The 11,759-nt window shown below is 64.5% G+C and carries 5 protein-coding genes and 2 rRNA genes; all 7 read right to left on the reverse strand.

The genetic code is table 11. The features are described 5' to 3' along the window. Positions 1–121 precede the first annotated feature (121 nt). The 7 genes from BJ959_RS02345 to argB all read right to left on the reverse strand — a co-directional run bounded on the left by BJ959_RS02345 (position 122) and on the right by argB (position 11,753). Positions 122–3,235: ribosomal RNA gene (locus tag BJ959_RS02345) — 23S ribosomal RNA — on the reverse strand. A 432-nt stretch (positions 3,236–3,667) separates the two neighbouring features. Continuing rightward, a 16S ribosomal RNA gene (locus BJ959_RS02350) occupies positions 3,668–5,190 on the reverse strand. The 16S and 23S rRNA genes sit together here, the layout of an rRNA operon. Positions 5,191–5,756: 566 nt before the next feature. Continuing rightward, positions 5,757–7,064 carry a tyrosine--tRNA ligase gene (tyrS, locus tag BJ959_RS02355; RefSeq protein ID WP_153982734.1) on the reverse strand — a complete coding sequence of 436 codons (1,308 nt, stop codon included), beginning with the start codon at positions 7,062–7,064 and terminating at the stop codon, positions 5,757–5,759. A gap of 138 nt (positions 7,065–7,202) precedes the next feature. After that, the gene (gene argH, locus BJ959_RS02360) at positions 7,203–8,606 is read right to left on the reverse strand and encodes an argininosuccinate lyase (protein ID WP_341800035.1); all 1,404 of its coding nucleotides are present in this window, start codon (positions 8,604–8,606) and stop codon (positions 7,203–7,205) included. Continuing rightward, positions 8,603–9,565 carry an ornithine carbamoyltransferase gene (gene argF, locus BJ959_RS02365; protein ID WP_153982732.1) on the reverse strand — a complete coding sequence of 321 codons (963 nt, stop codon included), beginning with the start codon at positions 9,563–9,565 and terminating at the stop codon, positions 8,603–8,605. The genes argH and argF overlap by 4 nt, the downstream gene beginning before the upstream one ends. Next, positions 9,562–10,845 carry an acetylornithine transaminase gene (locus tag BJ959_RS02370; protein ID WP_341800034.1) on the reverse strand — a complete coding sequence of 428 codons (1,284 nt, stop codon included), beginning with the start codon at positions 10,843–10,845 and terminating at the stop codon, positions 9,562–9,564. The genes argF and BJ959_RS02370 overlap by 4 nt, the downstream gene beginning before the upstream one ends. Beyond that, positions 10,842–11,753, reverse strand: a complete 912-nt coding sequence (gene argB, locus BJ959_RS02375; RefSeq protein ID WP_153982731.1) for an acetylglutamate kinase — start codon at positions 11,751–11,753, stop codon at positions 10,842–10,844. The genes BJ959_RS02370 and argB overlap by 4 nt, the downstream gene beginning before the upstream one ends. Positions 11,754–11,759 lie beyond the last annotated feature (6 nt).

The raw sequence follows: 11,759 nt of genomic DNA on the forward strand, positions 1-11,759 counted from the left end.
TCGTTTACGGACAGACAAGCTCAGCACTGATCGAACAGGCTGGAGTCTGTGCGCAGTTCTCGACCGTAAATCGAGAACCACAAAGTGGACGCGAGCAGCAACTCATTCTCTAGAAGGAGGTGTTGTCAAGTTATCGGCTTATTAGTACAGGTCAGCTGCAAGGGTCTTTAGTCCCCTCTTCCACATCCTGCCTATCAACCCAGTAGTCTAGCTGGGAGCCTCTCGCCCGAGGGCGTGGAAGTCTCATCTTGAGGCCGGCTTCCCGCTTAGATGCTTTCAGCGGTTATCCATCCCGAACGTAGCTAATCAGCGGTGCTCCTGGCGGAACAACTGACACACCAGAGGTTCGTCCAACCCGGTCCTCTCGTACTAGGGTCAGATCCTCTCAAACTTCCTGCGCGCGCAGAGGATAGGGACCGAACTGTCTCACGACGTTCTAAACCCAGCTCGCGTACCGCTTTAATGGGCGAACAGCCCAACCCTTGGGACCTACTCCAGCCCCAGGATGCGACGAGCCGACATCGAGGTGCCAAACCATGCCGTCGATATGGACTCTTGGGCAAGATCAGCCTGTTATCCCCGAGGTACCTTTTATCCGTTGAGCGACAGCGCTTCCACAAGCCACTGCCGGATCACTAGTCCCGACTTTCGTCCCTGCTCGACCTGTCAGTCTCACAGTCAAGCTCCCTTGTGCACTTACACTCGACACCTGATTGCCAACCAGGTTGAGGGAACCTTTGGGCGCCTCCGTTACTTTTTGGGAGGCAACCGCCCCAGTTAAACTACCCACCAGGCACTGTCCCTGAACCGGATTACGGTCCGAAGTTAGATATCCAGAGTGACCAGAGTGGTATTTCAACAACGACTCCACCGACACTAGCGTGCCAGCTTCACAGTCTCCCACCTATCCTACACAAGCCACACCGAACACCAATACCAAGCTGTAGTAAAGGTCACGGGGTCTTTCCGTCCTTCTGCGCGTAACGAGCATCTTTACTCGTAGTGCAATTTCGCCGAGTTCGCGGTTGAGACAGCTGGGAAGTCGTTACGCCATTCGTGCAGGTCGGAACTTACCCGACAAGGAATTTCGCTACCTTAGGATGGTTATAGTTACCACCGCCGTTTACTGGGGCTTAAATTCGCAGCTTCGCTTGCGCTAACCGCTCCTCTTAACCTTCCAGCACCGGGCAGGCGTCAGTCCGTATACATCGTCTTGCGACTTAGCACGGACCTGTGTTTTTAGTAAACAGTCGCTTCCCACTGGTCTCTGCGGCCTTCAATGCTCCGGGAGCAAGTCCCTTCACACATCCGGCCCCCCTTCTCCCGAAGTTACGGGGGCATTTTGCCGAGTTCCTTAACCACGATTCTCTCGATCTCCTTGGTATTCTCTACCTGACCACCTGAGTCGGTTTGGGGTACGGGTGACTGGAACCTCGCGTCGATGCTTTTCTTGGCAGCATAGGATCACTGATTTCCCCCGTGAGGGGTACGCATCGGATCTCAGGCTGTGTGAGAGACGGATTTGCCTATCTCTCGCCCTACGTCCTTACACCGGGACAACCATCGCCCGGCCCAGCTACCTTCCTGCGTCACACCTGTTAATACGCTAGCCGCACCAGCATAGGGTCGAGTGCTAGCCCCGGAGCTCCTCCCCGAAGGGATCGGTCACCGGTATTCGGACTCTTAGCATTACTGGATTGACTTGGGCGGTTCTTCGTCAGTACGGGAATATCAACCCGTTGTCCATCGACTACGCCTGTCGGCCTCGCCTTAGGTCCCGACTTACCCAGGGCGGATTAACCTGGCCCTGGAACCCTTGGTCTTTCGGAGGACGGGTTTCTCACCCGTCTTTCGCTACTCATGCCTGCATTCTCACTCGTGTGGCCTCCACGGCTGGTTTACACCGCCGCTTCACTGGCCACACGACGCTCTCCTACCGATCCGCACGGCTGGACCACGAAGGCCTACCTAATATGCGAATCCTACGACTTCGGTGGTGTGCTTGAGCCCCGTTACATTGTCGGCGCGGAATCACTTGACCAGTGAGCTATTACGCACTCTTTCAAGGGTGGCTGCTTCTAAGCCAACCTCCTGGTTGTCTGTGCAACTCCACATCCTTTCCCACTTAGCACACGCTTAGGGACCTTAGTCGGTAGTCTGGGTTGTTTCCCTCTCGACGATGAAGCTTATCCCCCACCGTCTCACTGCTGCGCTCTCACTTACCGGCATTCGGAGTTTGGCTGACGTCAGTAACCTTGTAGGGCCCATCGGCCATCCAGTAGCTCTACCTCCGGCAAGAAACACGCAACGCTGCACCTAAATGCATTTCGGAGAGAACCAGCTATCACGAAGTTTGATTGGCCTTTCACCCCTATCCACAGCTCATCCCCTCAGTTTTCAACCTAAGTGGGTTCGGCCCTCCACGACGTCTTACCGTCGCTTCAGCCTGGCCATGGATAGATCACTTCGCTTCGGGTCTAGGACATGCGACTGAATCGCCCTATTCAGACTCGCTTTCGCTACGGCTACCCCTCTCGGGTTAACCTCGCCACATATCGCTAACTCGCAGGCTCATTCTTCAAAAGGCACGCCGTCACAGCTGCTAGGGCTGCTCCGACGGTTTGTAAGCAAACGGTTTCAGGTACTATTTCACTCCCCTCCCGGGGTACTTTTCACCTTTCCCTCACGGTACTTGTCCGCTATCGGTCATCTGGGAGTATTTAGGCTTATCAGGTGGTCCTGACAGATTCACACGGGATTTCTCGGGCCCCGTGCTACTTGGGATCCTCTCCGGGCCATTACGACATTTCGACTACGGGGCTGGCACCCTCTGTGGCTGGCCTTTCAAGACCATTCGTCTATATCGCGCTGTAACCCTTGGTGATCGGCAGATCACCAGGAGAGTCCCGCAACCCCGAACATGCAACGCCTGCCGGCTATCACACATGCTCGGTTTAGCCTTTTCCGCGTTCGCTCGCCACTACTAACGGAATCACGGTTGTTTTCTCTTCCTGTGGGTACTGAGATGTTTCACTTCCCCACGTTCCCTCTACCCGCCCTATATATTCAGGCGGGAGTCACTAGGTCGCACAAGTACGCCCAGCGGGGTTTCCCCATTCGGAAATCCTCGGCTCAAAGCTCGCTTATCAGCTCCCCGAGGCTTATCGCAGATTGCTACGTCCTTCTTCGGCTCCAGATGCCAAGGCATCCACCGTTTGCTCTTAGAAACTTGACTACATGAGTTGAATCGATCGGCTGCCAACACCCGAAGGCGCCAGCGGCAGACCAATGATCTATGTCTCTTTCGAGACGTTGATCGTAGATCCGAGACCCGAAGGCCTCAGTTCTAAGATGCTCGCGTCCACTGTGTAGTTCTCAACATACGGTCGGCACTCCCTGCCCCGCGCCATGTCGGCCGGTGCCCAGAAGTCCGAGGGTACGTGTCCCGAGCCATACGGCTCGAGGTCCGGTCCCTCAGGACCCAACAGCGTGCATGTGCCCAACTCCGATCGACCGCGGTTCCAGCATCCGAAGATGCGTACTGCGCTGCCGGCCATCGCCGAGCACCCAAGTCAATGTTCCACCCATGAGCTCCCAGCGGAAGACATTCGCTTCCGATCTGGGTTCTGGATGCAGCCACCGGAGTGACGCATCAGATGCTCCTTAGAAAGGAGGTGATCCAGCCGCACCTTCCGGTACGGCTACCTTGTTACGACTTAGTCCTAATCACCGATCCCACCTTCGACAGCTCCCTCCTTGCGGTTGGGCCACTGGCTTCGGGTGTTACCGACTTTCATGACTTGACGGGCGGTGTGTACAAGGCCCGGGAACGTATTCACCGTGACGTTGCTGATTCACGATTACTAGCGACTCCAACTTCATGGGGTCGAGTTGCAGACCCCAATCCGAACTGAGACCGGCTTTTTGGGATTCGCTCCACCTTGCGGTATTGCAGCCCTTTGTACCGGCCATTGTAGCATGCGTGAAGCCCAAGACATAAGGGGCATGATGATTTGACGTCATCCCCACCTTCCTCCGAGTTGACCCCGGCAGTCTCCCATGAGTTCCCACCATGACGTGCTGGCAACATAGGACGAGGGTTGCGCTCGTTGCGGGACTTAACCCAACATCTCACGACACGAGCTGACGACAACCATGCACCACCTGTTTACGAGTGTCCAAAGAGTTGACTATTTCTAGCCCGTTCTCGTATATGTCAAGCCTTGGTAAGGTTCTTCGCGTTGCATCGAATTAATCCGCATGCTCCGCCGCTTGTGCGGGCCCCCGTCAATTCCTTTGAGTTTTAGTCTTGCGACCGTACTCCCCAGGCGGGGAACTTAATGCGTTAGCTGCGACACAGAAACCGTGGAATGGTCCCTACATCTAGTTCCCAACGTTTACGGCGTGGACTACCAGGGTATCTAATCCTGTTCGCTCCCCACGCTTTCGCTCCTCAGCGTCAGTTACGGCCCAGAGATCTGCCTTCGCCATCGGTGTTCCTCCTGATATCTGCGCATTCCACCGCTACACCAGGAATTCCAATCTCCCCTACCGCACTCTAGTCTGCCCGTACCCACTGCAGGCCCGAGGTTGAGCCTCGGGTTTTCACAGCAGACGCGACAAACCGCCTACGAGCTCTTTACGCCCAATAATTCCGGACAACGCTTGCACCCTACGTATTACCGCGGCTGCTGGCACGTAGTTAGCCGGTGCTTTTTCTGCAGGTACCGTCACTTTCGCTTCTTCCCTGCTAAAAGAGGTTTACAACCCGAAGGCCGTCGTCCCTCACGCGGCGTTGCTGCATCAGGCTTGCGCCCATTGTGCAATATTCCCCACTGCTGCCTCCCGTAGGAGTCTGGGCCGTGTCTCAGTCCCAGTGTGGCCGGTCACCCTCTCAGGCCGGCTACCCGTCGTCGCCTTGGTGAGCCGTTACCTCACCAACTAGCTGATAGGCCGCGAGTCCATCCTTGACCGAAGTTCTTTCCAGCTGGTGACCATGCGGTCCCAGCTCGTATCCGGTATTAGACGTCGTTTCCAACGCTTATCCCAGAGTCAAGGGCAGGTTACTCACGTGTTACTCACCCGTTCGCCACTAATCCACCAGAGCAAGCTCCGGCTTCATCGTTCGACTTGCATGTGTTAAGCACGCCGCCAGCGTTCGTCCTGAGCCAGGATCAAACTCTCCGTAAAGGTTGTGCGCACGATCTCCGAAGAGACCGGCAATCACTGTGCCGGCTGCAAGCAGCCCGGCGAGTTTGTTCTGACTGAAGTTCGAATATCTACTGACATTCGTTTCAATCCAAAGGAATCTCTTCCAACTGACCGAAGTCAGTCGTCGAGGTTGTTTGGCATTGACTTAGTGCACGCTGTTGAGTTCTCAAGGATCGGACGCTCCAGACCTTCAGCCTCTCGGCTGTCGCAACTGGGCAACTTCCCTACCGTATCCGTCCCGGCGATCCGAAGCAAATCGGCGGTTCCGGTGACCCGGGCCTGATCGTGCAGATCGAGCCGTTGCTCTGACCGTATGGTCGAAGCATCTGGACGGATTCGCAATCCTACTTGGCGATGAGCGCACCAGCAAGTGGCTGCTCTGTCTTGGAGGACTGTGGTGTCCCGCTTGAGGCCGGCCCGCTCTCTCGCTGGCCGCACCTTTGGGGTGACGAGTTAGAACATTACGGTTCGTTCGGGTGCGGGGCAAATTTGGGCGAATCCCGGGCGTGTCGCGCGGAAATCCGGGGAATTCAGGGCCCTCCCGCTCAGTGCAGGATCACCCCGGCGAGGGTCTTCTTGCCGCGGCGGAGCACCGCCGCCCCGCCCGCGAGTGCGGCACCGGCGAAGGTCGCGTCGTCGCTCTCGACTCGCACGTTGTTGAGGGCGACGCCGCCCTGGGCGATCGCGCGCCGGGCATCGCTCGCGCTCGAGCAGAGCCCGGTGGCCACGAGGGCCGACACGACGGTGTCGGACTCCGCGACCTCGGCACGCGGCAGCTCGGCGATGGCCGCGGCGAGAGTGCCCGCATCCAGTGCCAAGAGATCGCCCTGGCCGAACAGGGCCTCGGAGGCCGCGATCGCGGACCCGACGGCGTCCGCCCCGTGCACGAGGCCCGTCACCTCGAGCGCCAGCCGCTTCTGTGCGGCCCGGCGGAAGGGCTCGTCTGCGACGAGCTGCGCGTACTGCTCGATCTCGGCACGACTCAGGAAGGTGAAGACCTTCAGCCGGTCGACCACATCGGCATCGTCGGTGTTGAGCCAGAACTGGTACATCGCGTACGGGCTGCACATCTCGGCGTCGAGCCAGATCGCATTGCCCTCGCTCTTGCCGAACTTCGTGCCGTCGCTGTTCGTGATCAGCGGCGTGCCGATGGCGTGGACGCTGCGGCCCTCCACCTTGTGGATGAGATCGGTTCCGCTCGTCAGGTTGCCCCACTGGTCGCTGCCCCCGGTCTGCAGCACGCAGCCGTACTGCCGGTGCAGCTCGAGGAAGTCGTAACCCTGCAGGATCTGGTAGCTGAACTCGGTGTACGAGATGCCGGCGTCGGAGTTCAGCCGCGAGGCGACCGCGTCTTTCTTGATCATCGTGCCGACGCGGAAGTGCTTGCCGATCTCGCGCAGGAAGTCGATCGCGCTCAGACCGGCCGTCCAGTCGAGGTTGTTGACCAAACGGACGGCGTTGTCGCCCTCGGGCGACAGGAACCGGATGACCTGACCCTGCAGTCGACCGACCCACTCGGCGACGGTCTGGCGGTCGTTCAGTTGACGCTCCGCGGTCGGGCGCGGGTCACCGATGAGGCCCGTCGAGCCGCCGACCAGGGCGAGCGGGCGATGGCCGCCCAGTTGCAGGCGGCGCATGAGCAGCAGCTGCACCAGGTTGCCGAGGTGCAGGCTGGGGGCTGTCGGGTCGAAGCCGCAGTAGTAGGTGATCGGGTCGCCGTCGAGGGCGACCTTCAGTGCGACCGGGTCGGTCGACACGTGCACGAGCCCGCGCCACTTCAGCTCGTCCCAGAGGGACCCGAAGGACGGGTCGTTCTGCAGGGGCGCGAGCGAGACGGCGGGGGCGGGATTCACCGCGCCAGCGTATCAGCGGGCTCCGGGCGCTCCCCCGCCCTCCGGCCGCGCACGAATGAAGGATGCGGGCTCTACGGCCCCGGCGCGTCGAGCTCGACACGCCGAGCGCGGGTGCCGCCCGTCCTTCATTCGTGCACCTCAGGCGAGCGCGGCGAGGCGCTCGGCGAGGTGGGCGCGCTGCGCGGCGACCGCGGCCGGCGCCGTGCCGCCCGCGCCGGAGCGGGACGCAATCGAGCCGGTGACGGTCAGCACCGAGCGGACATCCCCGGTCAGGCGCGGATCGATCGCGGCGTAGTCGGCGTCGCTCGGCTCGTGCAGCTGCAGGCTGTTCCGCTCGCAATGCGCGACGAGGGCGCCCGCGATCTCGTGCGCCTCGCGGAACGGCACCCGCTGGCGCACGAGCCAGTCGGCGACGTCGGTGGCGAGCGAGAAGCCCTCCGGGGCAAGCGCGGCCATCCGCTCGGTGTCGAAGCGCAGTGTCGCGACCATGCCCGTGACCGCCGGGAGCAGCACCTCGAGCGTCTCGACCGCGTCGAAGACCGGCTCCTTGTCCTCCTGCAGGTCGCGGTTGTACGCCAAGGGCAGGCCCTTGAGCGTGGCGAGCAGGCCCGCGAGGTCGCCGATCAGACGGCCGGCCTTGCCGCGCGCGAGCTCAGCGATGTCGGGGTTCTTCTTCTGCGGCATGATCGACGAACCCGTCGACCACGAGTCGTGCAGGGTGACGAAGGCGAACTCGCGGGTGCTCCAGAGGATGACCTCTTCGGCCAGGCGCGAGAGGTCGACGCCCACCTGGGCCGCGATGTAGGCGAACTCGGCGACCAGGTCGCGCGCGCTCGTGGCGTCGATCGAGTTCTCGGTCGGGCCCGCGAATCCGAGCTCGGAGGCCACGAGGGCCGGGTCGAGACCGAGGCTCGACCCCGCGAGCGCCCCCGCGCCGTAGGGCGAGCGGTCGGCACGAGCGCGCCAGTCGCGCAGGCGCTCGAGGTCGCGCACGAGCGGCCAGCAGTGCGCGAGCAGGTGGTGGGCCAGCAGCACCGGCTGCGCGTGCTGCAGGTGCGTGCGGCCGGGCATGACAGCATCGGGATGCGCGTCCGCCTGCTCGGCGAGCGCCCCGATGAGCGCGCGCACCTCCGTGGCGATCACGGCAGCGTGGTCGCGCAGGTACAGCCGGATGAGCGTCGCGATCTGGTCGTTGCGGCTACGACCGGCGCGCAGGCGCCCGCCGAGCTCCGGCCCGAGGTCGGCGACGAGGGCGGCCTCGAGGGCGCCGTGCACGTCTTCGTCATCGTCGCGGGGTGCCAGGGTTCCATCGGCCCAGCGGGCGTGCAGGCGGTCGAGCCCGGCGAGCATCGCCGCGAGCTCGTCGGCGGTGAGGTAGCCCGCCGCGGCGAGCGCCTGCGCGTGCGCACGGGAGCCCTGGATGTCGTAGCCGCCGAGCTGCCAGTCGAAGTGGGTCGAGCGGCTGAGTCGCTGCAGCGCGGGAGAGGGGCCGTCGCTGAAGCGGCCTCCCCACAGGGCTCCCTCGTTCGTCGCCCCGCTCACCGGCCCGCCCCGGCCTTCTCGAGCAGCCAGACGAGAAGCGCCTTCTGAGCGTGGAGGCGGTTCTCGGCCTCGTCCCAGATCACGGACTGCGGACCGTCGATGACCTCGGGGGCCACCTCGTAGCCGCGGTCCGCGGGCAGGCAGTGCAGGAACAGGGCGTCGGGGGCGGCATGCGCCATCATCGCCGTATCGACCTGGAAGCCGCCGAAGGTCGCGACGCGGTGCGCCTTCTCGTCCTCCTTGCCCATCGAGACCCAGGTGTCGGTGACGACGACGTCGGCCCCGGCGACCGCCGCGACCGGGTCGGTGGTCACGATGATCGAGCCGCCGGTCTCGGTGGCACGGCGCTCGGCGTCGGCCACCACGTCGGCGCGCGGGATGAACGCGGCGGGGGCGGCGACGCGCACGTGCATGCCCGCGGTCGCTCCCGCGAGCAGGTACGAGTGCGCCATGTTGCTGGCCCCGTCGCCGAGGAAGGCGACCGTGAGCCCCGCGAGGCGGCCGCGGTGCTCACGGATCGTGAGCAGGTCGGCCAGCAACTGGCAGGGGTGGAAGTCGTCGCTCAGAGCGTTGACGACGGGCACGGTGGTGCCGGCCGCCATCTCCTCGAGCCCGGCCTGCGCGTAGGTGCGCCACACGATCGCGCTCACCATGCGCTCGAGCACGCGCGCCGTGTCGCTCGGGGTCTCCTTGCCGCCGAGCTGGCTGCTCGCGGTCGAGATGATCAACGGCGAGCCGCCCAGGTCGGCGATGCCGACGGCGAAGCTCACCCGGGTGCGGGTCGACGACTTGTCGAAGATCACGGCCACCGTCTGCGGGCCGGCCAGCGGCTTCCGTGCCCAGCGGTCGGACTTCACCGCGACGGCGAGGTCGAGGATCTCGGCCTGCTCGGCGGGCGTCAGGTCGTCGTCGCGCAGGAAGTGGCGGACGGCGCTCGGTGCGGCGGGGGCGGAGCTCATGAGGCGTCCTCCTGGAAGTGGGCGGGCAGGTCAGCGGGCAGACTCGCGGGCGAGCCAGCAGGCAGCCCGACGGCTGCGAGGGCGTCGGCGAAGATCGTCAGGAAGCGGTCGACGTCGTCGTCGTCGATGATCAGCGGCGGCGCCAGGCGGATGCTGTCGTCGTTGGCGGCGTTGATGATGAGTCCGCGTTCGAGCGCCGCCGACACCACGGCGGGGGCGACCGGGGCGGCGAGGCCGACCCCGAGCAGCAGTCCGCGTCCGCGCACCTCCGTCACGAGCGGCGCATCGAGGGCCAGGATGCCCGACCGCAGTCTCTCGCCGAGCGTGCGCGCGGCATCCGCGAGCCCCGCCCGCTCGATCTCGGCGAGCACGGCGTCGGCGACCCCCGTCGCGAGGGGATTGCCGCCGAAGGTCGAGCCGTGCTGGCCGAGCGTGAAGAGGTCGCTGGCGGCGCCGCGGGTGACGAGCGCGCCGACGGGGACTCCCCCGCCGATTCCCTTCGCGACGACGACGGCGTCGGGCAGGTCGTCGGGGTCGGAGAGCTCGTGCTGGAAGGCGAACCAGTCGCCGGTGCGCCCGGCGCCGGTCTGGATCTCGTCGACGATGAGCAGCGCCCCGTGCGCGCGGGTGAGCCGGCGGGCCTCGGCGAGGAAACCAGGCGGCAGGGGCACGACGCCAGCCTCGCCCTTGATCGGCTCGAGCAGCACGGCGGCGACATCGTCGCCGAGCGCGGCGGCGAGCGCGTCGAGGTCGGTCGGCAGGTGCTGGACTCCGGGCACCATCGGCTCGAACGGAGCCCGCAGCGCGGGCTTGCCGGTGAGGGCGAGCGCCCCCATGGTGCGGCCGTGGAAGCCCTGCTCGAAGGCCAGGATGCGCGGCCGGCCGGTGCGGCGCGCGAGCTTCAGTGCGGCCTCGATCGCCTCGGCACCCGAGTTGGCCGGGTACACCCGCGCGGTCTCCCCCATGCCGGTGAGGCGCACCAGGCGCTCGGCGAAGGCGACGGCCTGCGGGGTCGTGAAGTAGTTGCTGACGTGCACGAGCCGCTGCGCCTGGGCGCTGAGCGCCTCGACGAGCACCGGGTGCGCGTGCCCCAGCGCGTTGACGGCGATGCCGGCGAGGAAATCGAGGTACTCGGTGCCGTCGACGTCCCACACCCGCGCGCCGCGACCGTGGGCGAGCACGGCCAGCGGGCTCGGGGCCGAGCGCATGGCGACGCGGGCGAAGCGCTCGCGGAGGGCATCCGTCTCGGCACCGGTGATCACGGGACCGCCGCCGCTCACGGCACGACCTCCGTGCCGATGCCCTCCTGCGTGAAGATCTCGAGCAGGATCGAGTGCGGAACGCGACCGTCGATGATCGCGGCCTTGCCAACGCCGCCCTCGACCGCCTCGAGGCAGGCCGTCATCTTCGGGATCATGCCCGACTCGAGCCGCGGCAGCAGGGCACGCAGCTCGGCCGCATCGATGCTCGACACCAGCGAGGAGGTGTCGGGCCAGTCGCGGTAGAGCCCCGCGACATCGGTCAGGATCACCAGCTTCTCGGCCTTCAGCACCACGGCGAGCGCCGCGGCGGCCGAGTCGGCGTTGACGTTCAGGCTCTGGCCGGGGGTGTCGGCGTCGGGGGCGATCGAGGAGACAACCGGGATGCGCCCGGCGTCGAGCTGCGCGAGCACGGCGGCCGGGTCGACCCCGACGACGTCGCCGACCAGGCCCAGGTCGACCTCTGCGCCGTCGACGACGACACCGCGCCGGCGGCCCTGGAAGAGCCCCGCATCCTCACCGGATACGGCGGCGGCGAGAGGGCCGTGCGCGTTGATGGCGCTGACGAGCGCGCGGCTGATCTGGCCGGTGAGCACCATGCGCACGACGTCCATCGCCTCGGGGCTCGTGACCCGGTAGCCGCCGCGGAATTCGCTGGCGATGCCGAGCCGGTCGAGCATTGCCGAGATCTGCGGCCCGCCGCCGTGCACGATCACCGGCCGCAGTCCGACCGTGCGCAGGTACACCATGTCCTCCGCGAAGGCGCGCTGCAGCTCATCGCTGACCATCGCGTTGCCGCCGAACTTGATGACGACGATGCGGTCGCGGAACCGGCGCAGCCACGGCAGCGACTCGATGAGGGTCGCCGCCTTGACGGCCGCCTGGGCGTGGTCGTCGGTGACGGATGCGGGGTCTCTCAGCTCGCTCATCAGGGG

It is taken from the genome of Microcella frigidaquae (assembly GCF_014200395.1).
Lineage (GTDB): Bacteria > Actinomycetota > Actinomycetes > Actinomycetales > Microbacteriaceae > Microcella > Microcella frigidaquae.